A 16,766-nucleotide genomic window follows, 5' to 3' on the forward strand; every position below is an offset into this window, starting at 1 on the left:
CAATCAATAATGTTGAGACGACCGGAATCACCTCATTCCGGGAATACCTGTTTTTATCCGATTTTTCGGCGGAAGCGCACCTGCAGAAATATATCTTTGTCCCCGAGTCATTTGCAATTAATCCTTTTCAGAGGTACTATTGTATAATGAGTAGCAGTCGACAACTGAACCTGACAACTTCTCTTGAAAACCTATGAAAACGAAGCTTTTATTCTGGATGCTGTGTGCTTTCGCTATTGTTGTTTCCAGCGATCACACGGCCGCACAGACACAACCGCAAAGCCGCACTCATTTAATGAAAGAAGATTCGGCGGCTCTTAATGCGCTGGTGATGTATCCCGACACGATCCGCCTCCATATCTTCGAGGCGTGCGAGTATCCCTCGGCGATCGTCAGCATTGCCAGCCTGCAGAAAAATTCGAGCGATGAATTCGTAACATTGATCGGGAGCTACTCGAAAAGCGAGCAGGAGGATTTCTGGAACCTGAGCAGGTATCCCGGTTTGATCTCCAGATTGGTGCAGGAAGGTAAGGAGTCGGTCGACCAGATCAACAATATCGTGAAAGATTATCCCGCGGAGATTCACGAGACTGCAATAAAATACGGGATGGGATATTATTCCGTCCTGCAGAAAATGGATGCGATCCAGGTAAAGACAGATTCGCAGTTTGACCAGACCCTCGCCGATTACCCCCCCGAGACTCAGGCGGCCTTGCGGGTGCTGATCCAGTTCCCCGAGATCATCAATCTTCTCAACGACCATCTGGGACTGACAGTGAGGGTAGGCGACCGGTACAGAAGAAACCCCGATGCGGTCATTCACAGGGCCGACTCACTCAATCTCGCGCAGACACGGCAGAATGCGCAGGATGCGGAAGCGTGGAAGCAAACCATCGAGCAAAATCCCGATGAAGCTGCCGATCTCCAAAGCGCTGCAAACGATTACGCGACGGAGAACGGGTATTCGCAGGAGGACGTCACCACAGCCCCCGACCCGGTCTACGTAGAGAACTACGTTTGCTATCCGTATCCGTATTGGTTCGGGTATCCAACGTGGTATCCGTACGATTACTGGTATCCGTATCCATATTGGTTCGATTGCGGATTTTATCATAACCGTCACGGCGATATCGTCGTCATCGGTCCTCCGTCCCGCTACTTTACGAATTGGTACTTCTATTATCCGGAACATATTCGCCGCTATCCTCATCTCGCAAACGGTTACATCGATCATTACGGGGAAGGGCGGAGGTCGTCCGGAGGAAATTCAGCCATCGTTCACGAGTGGATTCATCAGCATAGGGATTATCTCCCCCCCGACTTCACGTCCAACAGAACCCGAAGGCCTGAAGTTATCAAACAAATTGGAATGCTCGACGTTGACGCGCAGAAGCAAAACGGCGGGAGGCCTCTGAACCCGGCGGTGCGTGATCAATATCTTCGGAACAACTCCGGAAAATATCCTTCGCTCAACCCCGAGCCGAGAAAGAGAACCGGGCCCGAAGAGCCGGATCAGAATGTCCCAAGTGTCATTCACGAGCCGACCAGGCAGCCGTCGATCCGGATCTCTGAGCCGGTGCATCCGGCCGTGACGGGAGATGAGAATGGAATGCCTCCGGGCGGCCAGCGGACACGCCCGGCGCCGACGGTACAGCAGCCGGTCCGAGTTCCGACTCCTTCACCTGCAGCAACGTTTACGCCCCGGCAGCCGTCGTCCTCGCCGGGATATAATTTCAACACGATTCACAACGCTCAGGAATACCAGAGAAATATTTGGGAGCAGACACAGCCGACTGTGAGACCGCAGCCGCAGCTGGCGGCTCCCCGCCCCCAAGTGTCCCAGCCGCAACCCCGTCCGCAGACGCCGCAGCCTGTTCGCCAGGCGCCGGTCAGTCAGCCAAAGCGGTCGAGGGACAAGTGATATTTCCGTAATGTTGAAATCCGCGGGACTGTTCAGAACTCCGAATGGATTCGGAAGGCAAAAACATGAACGGGCCCGCGGTCTTTGTTGTAGGCCGGGTCGAGGATGAATTGGTAGTCGGGGGAGAGCTGCAAGTGGTACGTTTCGAGAGAACAGAGGTAGTACGCTTCGGCGATAGACTCGGGGGCGTAATTCAAATTGCCGTCGCCGATGAGGAATCCGTAGCCGCCCGCTTTAAGATAGGCGCGGTGATCGGCGGAGATCCCGTTCGCGAGGAGGGCAAGGCCGCAATTGTCCCGTGGACGGTTCCACGCTTTGCCGTCATACACAATCGCCCCGCTCACCGCTTGGTCGATCTCCGTGAACATCCACGTTTCATTGTTTCCGTCGTTCCATCCCGCTCTGATCATCATGCCGAGGTTGTCGATCAATTCCTGTTCGATATTCAAGCATACCCCGTACTTGCTCCGGCCGTATGATCGAGTTGCAGTGACGTCGATGTCGCCGGGGGGAAACTGAAGGGCCGCATTGTAGTTTCCCATCCGGGCCATCGTGTGAAAACCGAGAAGACGTACTACGCCGTGGCTTTCGCCAAGAAGATAATTGCGGTCGAGCTCGATTGTTTCGGAATGGGCCCGGTCGAAATGCGTATCCATGACGGATTGATTTGCTTCGGTCGGCACCATGGCAGTCGAGAGATGCAGCGCCCATTGCGGCGAAATAAATTCAGCGACGAATCCCCACGTGTAGCCGTGCGTGTTGGCGGGGTAATCCCATGCGCCGTTTGTCATCAACGCCCAGTTGAGAAACTTCGTGCGCGGGTCGTCACTATAGCGGTTCTTGTCGAAATAATCGATCATGCTGACCTTCCCCAGCGTAAGGTCGACGTATGAGTCCGGCCGCGTTTCCCTCAATTGATTCTCATCGTCGTCAACCGTTGTCCGCGCATCGGATAAGTCGAACCGCTGCGTAATGTACACCCTCGCGATCGTGAATTGCGGGGAAGGATCGCCGATGCGGAAAGTTTCGCCGTTCGGAAAGCCTGCGACACCCGTGACACGGCTGAGTCCATTGCCGCCGGCGAGTTCCGGGTTGATGTATGCCTCAGCATTCTTCCAGAGCCGTCTGCCGAGAAAGAACGTCGAAGTGAGCGATGTCTGAACCCCTTCGCTCGTGTCGAGACTATTCAAGCCGGAATACTTTGCCTTAAAATCGGGATGGTATTGCAGAACGACTGTTTCCTGGAAGTGAAAATTCCAATCCTGTTGCAACGTATCAGCAGGCTGAGATTGCGCAAACCCGGCTGGGGATGACGATAAGGCCGCGGCAAGAAAGACCGCGGAAGGGGACCATGAGAATTTTGAGAAGAATCCGTGACCGTATCTTGACATGAGAAATTTATCAGGATAAAGAGATGATCCACAGGTTTAATTTTGGTTTCACCTTCTCCAGAAAACGAGCCGGGAGTTTTAGAGCGCTGAGGGAGACAATGCGCGACACCAGATCCGTCTGGCGGAGCGCCTCTGCGCGCAGTCCTATCCCGCCAAGGAACGAGGCCAGGTGGTCTCTGCTGTCAAAGATATTCTTGTGAAGCTGCCGTCCCGTCAGTTCCGCGATCGCGTCTCTGACCTGCAATCGCTGCGGCGATACGTCATCGTAATTTTCTTTCAACGAAAAATCCGGCGTGATCCAGATTCCCCCCGATTTTTCCAATACCGCCTTAATGTTCCTCGCGACAATCTCCATTTCGGAGGTGGTCAGGTACATCAACAGTCCCTCCGTGACGACGGCGGTTTGTTTCCTGGAATCGAAGAAATCGGCTGCCAACTGAAGCTCAGCAGCGTTCAGTGCGTTCGCCGCGGCAAGGCTGAAATTGCCGTCGACCGTCAGCGAATATTTTTTCTTCAAAGCATCGACGATGGCGCGCTTCTCGTTCGTCAGGTCTTTGAGGTCTGTTTCGACGTACTTCATCCCGGGATGCTGCGCCATGGAAAGACCCCGGAAAGAAAGGCCGCTTGCCACTTCAAGGACCTGCGTCATCCCTTTAAGACGAATGGCTTCCTGAATGCTTTTGTGTCTGATCTCAAAAAGGGGGGCATACCACCGTACTTCCTTGCGGGTTATCTGGTGACTGCGGAGGAAATGTTCCACCTTCTCGTTAGCCCGAATGAGGTCAGCAACGTCCTGTGCAAATTGGATATCGGTGTACTGTCGCCAGTATGCAACAAAAACTGCGGTCAGGCTGACCTTCTCGAAGCTCTGCGTGTGATTGCCGTCCATCTTTTTGCTACGGTCGAAGCCGGTTGAACATGATGCTGCCCCGCTTTCTAAGCTGGTTATTATGGATGTCGCTCAGGCAGGTCAACGATCGGAGGTTTTCTTAATGTAGCAGGAAGGATGAGGATAGTCAAGGAAAGTTGCGGCCGGTGACGGCTCAGTTCGATAATTTCCCCTCTCGCTCACAAACTCAGGTTGGGAGCGGCTTCGGTACCCTGGCTCTCGTCTGAAAACATCGGGAACGAGAGAGCGGGAGAACCCTTGTCCCACGAGCCTCGAATGAGGGACCGTAACACTCTCTGCCGCCGCTCATGAATATTTGTGAGACCTTAGTGATCGATACGGGAACCTCGTCAAATGAACCGTTGTTGATGACCGGTACAGATATAAGTATATACTAATATACAAATATCATGCGATGACAGACCTGTGCAAGGAAATCAATGAATTCGGTAAGGGGATAGGGAATAAGAGCCGCTATCGCATCCTCGAGGCGCTCCTCAAGGGGCCGAAGACCGTCGGCGGTTTGGTCGAGATCGTGGATCTTTCCCAGCCCGCAGTGTCGCAGCATCTGAAGACGCTCCGGGGGAGCGGCCTGGTCGTTGACGAACGGCACGGTCAGGAGGTCCTGTATTCGGTGGACACAAAGCACCTTCTTGGTTTGTTGAAGAGCCTCTCCGATCAGGTGAAGAAGAAAAAGAAGCGTCTCTGAATATTTTTTCATTGCAGCAAACATCATGGATAGCAGAACGACAATACATGTTATCATCGGCAGCACCCGCCCGAACCGCTTCAGCGAAAAGATCGGCCGCTATGTTTTCGATGAACTGAGGAAAAGGCAAGACGTGCAGGCAGAACTCATCGATCTCCGCGATTGGCCGCTGCCGTTCTTCGACGAAACGATCTCGCCTGCTTCGAATAAAGGAGTGTATGCCAACGCGCTCGGAAAGAAATGGGCCTCAAAGGTCGGCGAGGCGGACGGATACATCATGGTCACGCCGGAATACAATCATGGCTATTCCGCCGTTCTCAAAAACGCGATCGATTGGGTGTTCGGCGAGTGGAACAACAAACCGGCAGGCTTCGTGGGGTACGGAAATGCCGGGGGGGCACGCGCGATCGAGCAATTGCGTCAGGTCGTGATCGAACTTCACATGTATCCGATTCGGGGCGCCCTTCATGTTCCCGGAGAAGTGTATATGGCAGTGAGAAATGAGCAGGCGCCCGTGAATCCAGACCTTTTCAAACCATTAAGGGAAGGGATGCGCGGAGACCGGGTCGCGGCGTTTTTTAATGAATTGATCGGAGCCGCAAAAATGATGTCGCAGCAAAAATGACGTCGCAGATAAAGCAGATTTCACGCAGATACCAGATTACGCAGAGTCATAAAGGATAAGCAGGAAGATGGCGGAAATTCAGACGGAATATATACCAGGCAAGTGCAACATTGGACCGGGAGAAATCGCCCGCAGAAGAAATTTCGGGCTGGCTGCGCTCGTCGTTCTCTTTGTTTCGCTCGGCGGGTTGATGCTCGCACGGGTGAATCCATTGTGGCGCCTGTTCATAATTTTCCCCGCCGCATCGGTCGCTTCGGGGTTTTTGCAGGCGTACTTTCATTTCTGTTCGGGGTACGCCCGCATCGGCGCGTATAATTTTGGCGAGCCGGGAGAGAGGCACGATGTGGAAGATGAGGCCTCGAAAGCCAAAGATAGAAAGAAAGGAAACCAGATAACGCTTTACGCTGTTATCTTCGGTGCAATGGTTGCTCTTGCTGCGGCATTTTTAATGTAGGACCAGCGGCTGTCATTCAACCATGATATCGTTTTGGTTGAATTTCAGTCGGAAATTCACGAAATTAAGCATCCATTGCCAATCCAAGCATCGAGACAATAACGGCGGTCTTTCGGCAAAGCGGAAGATGGCGGAAGTCTCTTTTCGAAAAGACCGAAGCGATTCCCTTCTTCATGGCCCCCCGCAGTTCGAAGCGCGCACCTCTTCGCAGTTGGCTGTCTGTGGGGGAAAGGGACTGGATGTAATGACACACTTTGTTTTCACGAATTCTTTGAAATGAATTATACCTACGGTCGTCAAATAAGAAAAGAACGTTGGGGCATATTGTCGGTCGGCGCAGCGGCAACACTCATGCTCGCGACCGCCGTTCTTCAAGGCCAAACCCATAGCGCGTTGGATTCGCTGGCAGGCAAAGTCACACTGCAGAGCTGCGTCCATTATGCGCTGACGCATCAGCCCTCGGTCGAAAAATCTTTGATGGATGAGGAGATCACGGAAAAGCAGATCGACAGCAAGCTCGCCGATTGGTTTCCGCAGGTGAATTTCAGCTATAACATCATTCACAATCCGCAGCTGCCGACGTCGATCATTCAGGGCTCGCCCCCGTTGAAAGTAGGATTGACGAATACATCGACCGGCGAGTTTTCTCTCTCTCAGACCATTTTTAATAGAGACGTTCTGCTCGCGAGCAGCAGTGCCGGCGACGTCCGGCGCCGGGCATCAGAACAAACGGTCATGAATAAAATCGACGTGGTGGCCAACGTCAGCAAAGCGTTCTATGCAGTGCTCGTCACTCAGGAAGAGATCGCCCTGCTTGATGAAGATGTTCTCCGTCTCGAGCGGAGCTATCAGGACGCGTATGACCAGTACAAGGAAGGCGTTGCCGACAAGACCGACTACAAGCGGGCGACGATCCTGCTCAACAACGCGAGAGCGGAACGGCGGCAGACAGCGGAGTTTCTGAAAGCGCGGTACGCTTTCCTGAAGGAACAAATGGGGTATCCCCCCGCGTCCGAATTGACGCTGGCATACAACAGCGGACAGATGGAACGGGAAGCGCTCCTCGATACGAACCAGACCGTCAAACTTGAGAATAGAATTGAGTACCAAACGCTGCTGACACAGAAACGTCTTCAGGAGGACGACCTCGACTACTACGAATGGAGCTTCCTTCCCGCGGTGTCGTTGTTCGGCGCCTACAGCTTCAATTATCAAAACACCGGATATTCGCAGCTTTACAACCTTGACTATCCAAGTTCGTTCGTCGGCCTGCAGCTCTCATTTCCCATCTTTCAGGGGGGGAAAAGACTCCAGGAGATCAAGCAAGCGAAATTGGAGCTCGAACGTTTTGATTATGATTTCACCGCGCTCAAGAATGCCGTCAACACGGAATTTGTCAATGCGATAGCCAACTACAAAAGCGACCTGAACAATTACCGCGTATTAAAAGAGAATCTTGACGTTGCAAAAGATGTCTATGAGACCATTCAGCTCCAGTACAAGGCTGGCACGAAAACTTATCTCGAAGTTATTTCTGCGGAGACCGACCTTCGCGCCGCGCAAGTCAACCGGACGAACGCGTTGTATCAGGTGCTCAGCAGCAAGCTGGACGTCCTGAAAGCACTCGGTTCTCTTCAATATCAATAACGTACCTATGAACTCAAAAATTTCTCAATTTTTCGTGAACACTATTATGCGCTTGCCGGTGTTAGCAATCATCACCTCCCTTCTCCTTTCCGCGTGCGGCGGCAATAAAGGAGGAGGGCAAAAGGGACCTCCCCCCGTCCAGGTGGCCGCATACGAAGCGAAGTTAGGGGCCGCCTCATATTATGACGAATATCCGGCGACCGTGACGGCGATTAATCAGGTCGAGGTGCGGTCCGAGGTTTCGGGCTATGTGACGGACATCTATTTTAAGGACGGACAACACATCAGCAAGGGAATGAAATTGTATGCCATCGATCAGCAGCAGTACAAAGCGGCATACGACCAGGCGACCGCCAACCTGAACGCAGCGCGGGCGGTTCTTGCAAAGGCCCAGCAGGATGCGGACAGGTACCGGGACCTCGCAAAGCGGGATGCGGTCGCACGGCAGACATTGGATCATGCGCAGGCCGATCTGCAGTCCGCAAAAATGCAGGTTGCGTCGCTCGAGGCCAACGTCAAAAATGTGGAGACCAATCTTCGCTATTCCGTTATCGTTGCTCCGTTTGACGGAACGATAGGCATCTCGCTGGTGAAACTCGGTTCGTCCGTCGTCGCGGGCCAGACACTATTGAATACTCTTTCGTCCGACGATCCGATGGCGGTCGATTGTGCCGTCGATGAAAAGCAGATCAGCCGGTTCACTCATCTGCTGCAGGCGGGGGACAGCTTGAAGGATTCCACGTTCACCATCGTTCTTCCGGATCAGAGCATTTATCCGTTCGTGGGAAAGCTGAGTTTCCTTGACCGGTCGGTCGATCCGCAGACCGGGACGATCCGCATCCGGGTAATTTTTCCAAATCCTCAAAACACCCTTCGGGCGGGCCTGACCTGTAATCTCCGCGTGAAGGCATACAGCTCCGCCCAGAGCATGCTGATTCCTTATGCGGCCGTCGTCGAACAGATGGGAGAATATTTTGTTTATGTCGTCAGTGATAACAAAGCCTCCCAGCGAAGGGTCTCTTTAGGCAATAGCATCAATAATATGGTGATCGTCAAGGACGGTCTGCAGGTGGGCGAACAGGTGGTGACGGAAGGGGTGCAGAAATTGCGGGATAACACTCCGGTCGCGGTTGGTCCTGCTTCAATAAAATGAACGACAGGGACGGCCTAGAGCAAACACTCTCCAAACAGGAAACGGAATGATTGCAGATCTTTTTATCAAGCGTCCGGTAACGGCAATTGTCATATCGATCGTCATTGTGTTGAACGGCATCCTGGCGATCTCCAAATTGGCGATCAGCCAGTATCCTGACATCACCCCTCCAACGGTACAGATCTCGGGAATCTACAACGGCGCCGACGCGCAGACCGTCGAGCAGACCGTCACGACGCCGATCGAATCGCAAGTGAACGGCACCCCCGGCATGGCCTATATGCAGGGGAACAGCACGAGCGACGGCCGGAGCACGATCAATGTGACGCTGAACGTCGGAACGGACCCGAATATCGCGGCGCTCGACATTCAAAACAGAGTCGGGATCGCGACGCCTCAATTGCCCGACGACGTCAAGCGTCTCGGATTAACGACGAGAAAACGGAACCCAAGCATTCTTCTTCTGGTCGCCATTTTTTCTCCGAACGGCACGCACGGCGTGACCTTCCTCGACAACTACACGAATATTTTCATCAGGGACGCGCTCCTGCGCGTGAACGGGGTCGGCGATGTCTTCACTCGCGCCGATGATTTCAGCATGCGCATCTGGCTGGAGCCCGATAAACTGGCACAGGTCGGCCTGACCGCGAACGATGTCGTCAACGCGCTGGCAGAGCAGAATGTGCAGATCGCCGCCGGTTCCGTCGGAGCCCCGCCGCAGTCGTCCAGCCAGGCGTTCGAGTACTCCGTCTTCACAAACAGCCGGCTCACGACCGAAGAGCAGTTTCGGGAGATCATCGTTCGGGCCAACCCGCGTATGGGGGCGGTCGTTCATCTGAAGGACGTTGCGCGCGTTCAGCTGGGAAAGTTCAGCTACTCGAGCAATTCGTTCGTGGACGGCAAGCGCGCTTCCTATCTCCTCGTGTATCAGGCGCCGGGGAGCAACGCCCTCGAGGTCGCCAACGGCATCTATGCCACCATGGACGAATTGAAAAAGTCCTTTCCGAAGGATGTCGATTACGTTGTTCCGTTTGAATCCGTCTCCGTCGTTAAAGTGTCGATCAACGAAGTGGTATGGACGCTGGTCGAAGCGCTCGGTCTCGTCGTTCTTGTCGTTTTTCTTTTTCTCCAAAGCTGGCGCGCGACGCTCATTCCCGTGCTGGCGATCCCCGTGTCGATCATCGGCACCTTTGCGTTCTTTCTTCCGCTCGGATTTACCATCAACACGCTGACGATGTTCGGGTTCGTGCTCGCGATCGGCATCGTCGTCGACGACGCCATCATCGTCGTCGAGGCTGTTCAGCACTACATCGACCACGAGAAGATGACGGCCAAGGAGGCCACCCACAGTGCGATGAAGGATATTTCGGGACCCGTTGTGGCGATCGCATTGATCCTCGCGGCCGTTTTTGTTCCGGTCGGGTTCATCCCCGGGATCGTGGGGCGGCTCTATCAGCAGTTTGCCATCACGATCGCGATCTCGGTGTTGATTTCCGCGTTCATCGCCCTCTCTCTCACTCCGGCATTGTGCTCCCTCTTCCTGAAACCCACGGTGGTGGGGGCAAATTCGAAGGGGCTCAACGGATTATTTTTCAGGTTCAATGCCTGGTTTGAAAGGACGACGCATTCTTACTCCCTGGGCGTCAAGCGGTGCATCGAGAAGGCCCCCGTTGTTATCATTTTCTTGATCTGTCTTTATGCAGGAACGGCGATCCTCTTCAAGAACAAGCCGACCGGATTTATCCCGACGGAAGACGAAGGCCGCCTGTACATCACGTTTGAATTGCCCGAAGCGTCGTCCACCACGAGAAGCCTTGACGTGCTGAACAGCATGATGGGCATTCTTCAGTCGACGCCGGGCATTGCGCATTTTGCTGCGTTGGGCGGTCTGAACGTGGTCACCTTCGCGACCAAATCGAACAGCGGCACGGTGTTCGCTCAGTTGAAGCCGTGGGATGAGAGGACGGATAAATCGCTGCAGCTCAGCGCCCTGATCGCCACTCTGCAGCAGAAGCTTTCGTCGATCAAGAGCGCCAACGTCGTTGTGATCTCGCCGCCGGCTATTCCAGGACTGGGGGCGACCGGCGGGTTCACGTTCGAGCTCGAGCAGCACGAGAGTACGGACAACATCAAGCAATTCGAGAATGTCGTGCAGACATTCGTCGCCGAGGCGAACAAGCGCCCGGAACTCAGCCGCGTGTTTTCGTTCTTTACGGCCCGTACGCCCGGCTTCCAATTGGATGTGGACAGGGATCAATGCAAAAAACTCGGCATTTCGATCGCCGACGTGTATTCCACGATCCAGACATACCTCGGCAGCCGTTATGTGAACGACTTTTCAATCTACGGACGCAATTTTCACGTCGTGGCACAGGCAGACACGATCTACCGCGCGGACATTCAGAACTTGTCGAAATACTATGTGAAGAATTCCGAGGGGAATATGATCCCGCTGAGCACGCTGACGACCTACAAGCTCACCGAAAGCGCCCCCATGATCTCTCACTATAATCTCTTCCGCACGGCGGAGATCAATGGCTCGGCGGCTCCGGGGTACAGCAGCGGCGAGGCGATCGAAGCGCTACGGGAAGTTGCGGCCAAAGTTCTCCCATCCGATTACGGCTATGAATTTTCCGGATTGTCGCGGGAAGAGATCAACGCCGGAAGCAGCACGATAACGATCTTTGCGACGTCGATGCTGTTCGTCTTTCTTTTCCTGACTGCGCTGTACGAAAGCTGGTCGGTTCCGTTCGCCGTCATTCTGGCCGTTCCCATCGGAGCGTTTGGTGCGATCCTCACTCTCTTCTTGATTCCGCGATTGAGCAACAACGTGTACGCACAGATCGGCCTCGTCACCCTGATCGGTCTTGCCGCCAAAAATGCGATCCTGATCGTAGAATTTGCCAAAGAGCGCGTTGACAGGGGAATGCCGATGGTGGATGCAACGATCGAGGCCGTGAAGCTGCGTTTGCGTCCGATTCTCATGACCTCGCTGGCGTTCATCTTCGGCGTCTCGCCGCTGGCGTTTGCGGAAGGGGCCGGAGCTCAGGCGAGAGCGACGATAGGATGGACGGTCCTCGGCGGAATGCTTTCAGCCACGACGCTTGCTATTTTCATCGTGCCGGTGTTGTTCATTACGATCACCAAGATCGCTTACAGCAAGGAAAAGCTGGAAGAATTGCGTCTGAAAGGGTTGGAAGCGTCTGGAAAGATACCGGGCGAAGACCTCTGACGATTCACGACGGAACGGCTCGCTTACTGATTCATCTTATTGAACGATTCTTCCGAAACGTCCTGCTGTTCGTCTCTCGAATATCCGGGACAGAGGCTGATATCGTTGAGCAGCATTTTGCTGTGCTCGATGTCGATCTTATCGGTTCGTAACCTCAGAGGGAGCGTCGGTACCTTCCGCAAAAAATCTTTTCCCATCTCGATATCCGCGTCGTTCTTCGTATCAAGTCCCCGTGTGATCAACGCGACGCCGTATTCCTTGACGATCTCGATTCTTGTCGAGTCGAGTTCATACGCTCTCTTGCAGTAGTAGACGGCCTTGTCCAGGTCGCCGCTGATGCCGAAGATCCACCGAAGCATGAAGAACGTCGGGCAGAGGCGGTAGTACACCCCGAGGGCAACGCAGCTCGAGGCCTGGAGGTTCTCGCCGTTCGGCGTTGTATAGTCGGACTTGCGGTCCACCGAAATAAGCCAGTCGTTTTCGATCTGCTTGGCGGTGAAAAGTTCGGAGAGGACTCCCTTTGTGGTGGCCCTTCTTGCGTTCGCTAACCCCCGCATAAAATAGCATTCCCCTTTATCGGGAGCGCAGCGGATCCCCTCCTCCGCGATCCGCACCATCGTGTCGTAGATCTCGATCTTCTTGTCCTTCTCATCCGACTTTTTCACGTCGAGCTTCTCGCCGATCTCATAATAATCGAGGCACATCATCGCCCGGACCAAGAAATCATCCGGCTTGTACTTCAGCGCCGAATCGCATTCCTGGAGCGATTCCTCGAACTCAAACTTGCCGAGATGATAATCCGCTTTCTTGAAATGGACGTTGTATAAATGCTCGTCGGGCTGGGAAACGGCAGTCTCCGCGGTTACGAAGATCATACCGACAATAAATACGAAACAGCTCGCCGTAAAATTCTTCATCCTCTCCTCAAGGCAATGGTGTTTGAAAACGGCAAAGTGATTGCTGAATATAAATCAGCCGATCCTTCTCTGCAAGAGAATTATTTCAGCAGGATCATTTTTTTCTGGAGACGAACATCGCCGGCGGTCAATCGATAAAAATAGACCCCGCTGGCGAAATTCTGGCCGGTCCATGGATATTGATATGTCCCCGGGATCTGCTGTTCGCTCACGAGCGTCGCTATTTCCCTTCCAAGAACATCATAGATCTTGAGCGTGACGTACCCCGCATGGGCGAGCTGGTATTTGATGGTGGTGCCGGCGTTGAACGGGTTGGGATAATTCTGTTCCAGCAGGTAGCTGGCAGGGGCGAAATCGGACGCGGGATACGCCAACTTGACGATCCATCCGTCAGGATCAAGGACCACTGAGGACGGCCTCACGGGGAACGGCAGCGTGAATGTTTGATTCTGGACGTTGTTGAAGAGGCTGACAACGGTATCTTTCCCCGGGGAAGAAATGCGGATATCGACCGGCATCGTGAAGATGGCAGGGTTTGTCCGCACCGGGGCTTGTGCCAGGGTGATCGTCAGGAAGGAAGAATCGTTCGAAGAATTCCAGTCCCATGAATATTGATAGATCGGATAGCGCTCCCCGTAAATCCATTCCTGGAAAAAGTAGCTCAGGTTCTTCCCCGAAACTTTTTCACACGCAGCTTCAAGATCCTGTGTTGTGGCGTTTGAGTATTGAAGCGAAGGCTGGTTTGCGTACGCGCGAATGGAAGCAAAGAATACACTGTCTCCCAGCACATGCCGGAGCATATGCAGCACGCACGCCCCCTTTCCGTAGATGAGGTCGTAGTTAAAAAGAGATTGCGCGGATGAGGTGTCCGGGTTGCCGACTTCACCTTCCGCGGACATCGCAGAGCTGATCTGAAGATTGATGTAGTCCGTGTACGACTGGACTCCGTACGTTTTTTCCAGATAAAGCGCCGTGCAATAGACGGCGAAGCCTTCGTGCAGCCAAAGGTCGGACCAGGTCTTCGCTGTGATCTTGTCTCCGAACCACTGATGGGCAAGTTCGTGCACGACGATCTTCTCATCGAACGTTCCGATGGAGGTCATCGTCTGGTGTTCCATGCCGCCTCTCGCAAATTGGGCTTGGCCGTATTTTTCCTTGATGAACGGGTATGTACCGAAAAGGTTTGAATAAATTCCCAGTGCGCCGACCGCATGGGGGAGAACCGCCGCAGCTGCGGCGTAGTCCTCGGGAAGCACATAGTTGCGCACTTCCATCGAGTCTGTTGCCGAGTAGCGGAACCATTCGGAAAATTGAGTATAGTTCGTAAGGGCCACCGAGATCAGGTATGAAGCTATCGGATAATGGGTCTTCCAATGGTACGTCGTCTTTCCGTTATTCTGATTTACGGTCGAGAGCAGAATTCCTTGGGACGCAGCCTTGAATGACGAATCGCACGTGATGACGATGTCCGCTGAATCTGCTTTATCGCTTTGTGTGTTTTTACACGGCCACCAATCCTGCGCTCCGTACGGTTCGCTCAGGGAGTAGACCCACGGCACTCCGGAATGTGAATCGAACTCAAAGCTCCCGAAACCGGTAGGGACGGGGACCCCCTCGTAAAAGATCTCAGCGGAGATCAGATCCCCCGATTGATATGTGTGGTCCAAGGTGATGTCGAACGAACTGACGGATTGCGCGAAGGAGCACGGCTGACCGTTGACGTGAACCGAATCGATCCGCATGGTGTTCATCAGATCGAGGGTGAGAGTCTGCGTATTGCCTTGCCGGCAGACGCCGGCGATCGTAACGTCTCCTTTCAAATACGACGGACTTGTTGCAATGTCAAGGTTCAGGCCGTAGTATGATACGTCGAACCAATTGCTTGCTGCGGACGACAGAAGCCGCTGTTGAAAGGAAGATTCCTCGAAGGCGAAATTGGTCTTTGACTCTTGCTCGGGATGCTGCAACGATGAAAATTGGCCGATCGACGTCTGGTGAAAAATGCCCATTATCAGAAGGAGGGTTTTAGCCCATTTCCACCATAGACCGCTTGATCTTCTTTTGTCCGGCATCTTTTTCATCAGAAGAAATGTAAGCAAAGAATCTGATATGCAAAAGCTGTCCCCCTCTTTTTGCCTGTAAAGCCCGCGTCTGACACGAGGGATTCAGCCCTGAATTTTTTTCGGCCTCCTGATTAATTATTTTGTATATTGTGGGGGAGTGATCATTTCGTTTATTGAGGAAAAGGCTTCATTGTTCAAAACACTGGTAACCAGATTAAGGTCCCTTTTATTCAGGGAAAACAGCTCCGCCGCTGACCACCCGCCGCAGCCTCCAACCACGCATCCAGCGCCATCCGTACAAACCAGCGTTTCAGATGCTGACCGCAGGAGATCATCTCGCGGCCAACCGGAAGGCTCCGGTTCTCGTCACAATCGAAGAACGAAGGGGACCGACGGGCATCATGCCGGCAGGACCCATCGGGGAACGCAACAGCTTCCGTCAAGCGGTCCGGCGGAGGTCTGGGACAGCTCTGTCTTCACGGTTGCACCTATGGAAGGGAAAAAACGATTCCATGATTTTCAGCTTCCGAACGAAGTTCTCCACGCCATCTATGATCTGAAATTTCAATACTGTACTCCGGTGCAGGCGGAAGTGCTCTCTAAATCGCTTGCTGGAGAAGACGTTACCGCTCAGGCGCAAACAGGTACCGGAAAAACTGCCGCTTTCTTAATCACCATTTTTTCCCACGTACTCAACCATCCGATCGAAGGGAAAAGACCGCTCGGGACACCGCGGGCGCTCATCCTCGCTCCGACCAGGGAGCTCGTGATGCAGATCCATAAAGATGCCCGGGATCTTGGAACGTATGTGGCATGCAGGACGCTCCCGCTGTTCGGCGGGATCGATTACGTAAAGCAGCAAAAGCAGCTGCACGAAGCGCCGTGCGATGTGCTCATCTGCACGCCGGGGCGCTTGATCGACTTCAAGAAAAAGAAGCTCGTCGACCTGAGCAAGGTTGAAATTCTGGTTCTCGACGAGGCCGACCGGATGCTCGATATGGGTTTTATTCCGGCCGTGAGGTCGATCGTCCTGAGCACTCCGCCGAAGGCCGAACGCCAGACGATGTTTTTTTCCGCCACGATCTCTTCGGACGTGAAACGGCTGGCTGAATCGTGGACCCGGCAGGCGTTTCAGGTGACGGTGATGCCGGAAGAGGTCGCAGTGACGAGCGTCGAGCAGATCACGTATATCACCACGCGCGAGGAAAAGCCCACCCTCCTGTTTAACCTGATCATGCAAAAAAATCTTGAGCGGGTGCTGATTTTTGCGAACCGGCGTGATGAGGCGCGGCGCCTGAAGGACCAGCTGGAGGCGTACGGCATCAGCTGCGCGCTTCTTTCGGGGGATGTCGACCAGAAGCAGAGGATCAGCCGGCTGGAGAGATTTCGCGAAGGGAATATCCGCGTTCTTGTTGCCACCGACGTCGCATCGCGCGGCATCCATGTCGAAGCAATTTCGCACGTCATCAATTACAATCTCCCGCTCGACGTCGAAGAATATGTTCACCGCATCGGACGGACAGGACGCGCGGGAGCGACGGGTACGTCGATCAACTTTGCGGACGAAGAGGACTCGCATGAGCTGCCGAAATTGGAAGAGTTCCTCGGCAAGAAGATCGAATGTGTATTCCCGGAAGAACATCTTCTGGTGCCGATCCCCGAAAAATATCCGCGGCACAGTCCTATCCATCGCGAACGGAAGGAATCTCATCAGCACCGACCCCGACCCCGCCGAAGGCGATAATCATTCACGGATCATATAGGA

The 16,766-nt window shown here is 53.8% G+C and carries 12 protein-coding genes; 8 read left to right on the forward strand and 4 right to left on the reverse strand.

Translation table 11 applies throughout. The features are described 5' to 3' along the window. The first annotated feature begins 193 nt into the window (after nt 1-193). Nucleotides 194-1,921 (forward strand): hypothetical protein, encoded by a 1,728-nt coding sequence (locus tag VMF88_13785; protein HTY12126.1) that lies wholly within the window; start codon nt 194-196, stop codon nt 1,919-1,921. A gap of 32 nt (nt 1,922-1,953) precedes the next feature. On the opposite strand, the gene VMF88_13790 is transcribed toward VMF88_13785, so the two are convergent. Next, nucleotides 1,954-3,312 carry a carbohydrate porin gene (locus VMF88_13790; protein HTY12127.1) on the reverse strand — a complete coding sequence of 453 codons (1,359 nt, stop codon included), beginning with the start codon at nt 3,310-3,312 and terminating at the stop codon, nt 1,954-1,956. Nucleotides 3,313-3,322: 10 nt separating this feature from the next. Beyond that, nucleotides 3,323-4,201, reverse strand: coding sequence for a class I SAM-dependent methyltransferase (locus tag VMF88_13795; protein HTY12128.1), 879 nt, complete (start codon nt 4,199-4,201; stop codon nt 3,323-3,325). Nucleotides 4,202-4,616: 415 nt separating this feature from the next. Here VMF88_13795 and VMF88_13800 point away from each other — a divergent pair, with 415 nt between their 5' ends. The 6 genes from VMF88_13800 (at nt 4,617) to VMF88_13825 (ending at nt 12,021) form a co-directional block, all read left to right on the forward strand. After that, nucleotides 4,617-4,910 carry a metalloregulator ArsR/SmtB family transcription factor gene (locus VMF88_13800; protein ID HTY12129.1) on the forward strand — a complete coding sequence of 98 codons (294 nt, stop codon included), beginning with the start codon at nt 4,617-4,619 and terminating at the stop codon, nt 4,908-4,910. 25 nt (nt 4,911-4,935) lie between these two features. Next, on the forward strand, nt 4,936-5,535 hold the full coding sequence (locus tag VMF88_13805; GenBank protein ID HTY12130.1) for an NAD(P)H-dependent oxidoreductase: 600 nt from the start codon (nt 4,936-4,938) through the stop codon (nt 5,533-5,535). Nucleotides 5,536-5,602: 67 nt separating this feature from the next. Beyond that, complete coding sequence (locus tag VMF88_13810; GenBank protein ID HTY12131.1) at nt 5,603-5,989, forward strand: hypothetical protein; 387 nt, start codon at nt 5,603-5,605, stop codon at nt 5,987-5,989. Nucleotides 5,990-6,265: 276 nt separating this feature from the next. Continuing rightward, nucleotides 6,266-7,636: a TolC family protein gene (locus VMF88_13815; GenBank protein HTY12132.1), complete on the forward strand. Its 1,371-nt coding sequence runs from the start codon at nt 6,266-6,268 to the stop codon at nt 7,634-7,636. Between the two features lie 7 nt (nt 7,637-7,643). Further along, nucleotides 7,644-8,789 (forward strand): efflux RND transporter periplasmic adaptor subunit, encoded by a 1,146-nt coding sequence (locus VMF88_13820; GenBank protein HTY12133.1) that lies wholly within the window; start codon nt 7,644-7,646, stop codon nt 8,787-8,789. Nucleotides 8,790-8,835: 46 nt separating this feature from the next. After that, entirely contained in the window at nt 8,836-12,021 is a 3,186-nt protein-coding gene (locus tag VMF88_13825; protein HTY12134.1) for a multidrug efflux RND transporter permease subunit, read from the forward strand. Nucleotides 12,022-12,044: 23 nt separating this feature from the next. Here VMF88_13825 and VMF88_13830 read toward each other — a convergent pair whose 3' ends face one another. Both VMF88_13830 and VMF88_13835 read right to left on the reverse strand, forming a co-directional pair. Further along, on the reverse strand, nt 12,045-12,938 hold the full coding sequence (locus VMF88_13830) for a hypothetical protein (protein ID HTY12135.1): 894 nt from the start codon (nt 12,936-12,938) through the stop codon (nt 12,045-12,047). A gap of 80 nt (nt 12,939-13,018) precedes the next feature. Beyond that, nucleotides 13,019-14,947, reverse strand: a complete 1,929-nt coding sequence (locus VMF88_13835) for a M1 family aminopeptidase (GenBank protein HTY12136.1) — start codon at nt 14,945-14,947, stop codon at nt 13,019-13,021. Nucleotides 14,948-15,491: 544 nt separating this feature from the next. Between VMF88_13835 and VMF88_13840 the strand changes: the two genes are divergently transcribed. Further along, nucleotides 15,492-16,745 carry a DEAD/DEAH box helicase gene (locus VMF88_13840; protein HTY12137.1) on the forward strand — a complete coding sequence of 418 codons (1,254 nt, stop codon included), beginning with the start codon at nt 15,492-15,494 and terminating at the stop codon, nt 16,743-16,745. Nucleotides 16,746-16,766 lie beyond the last annotated feature (21 nt).

Source organism: Bacteroidota bacterium, assembly GCA_035506275.1.
Taxonomy (GTDB): domain Bacteria; phylum Bacteroidota; class Ignavibacteria; order UBA10030; family UBA8401; genus JAGVPT01.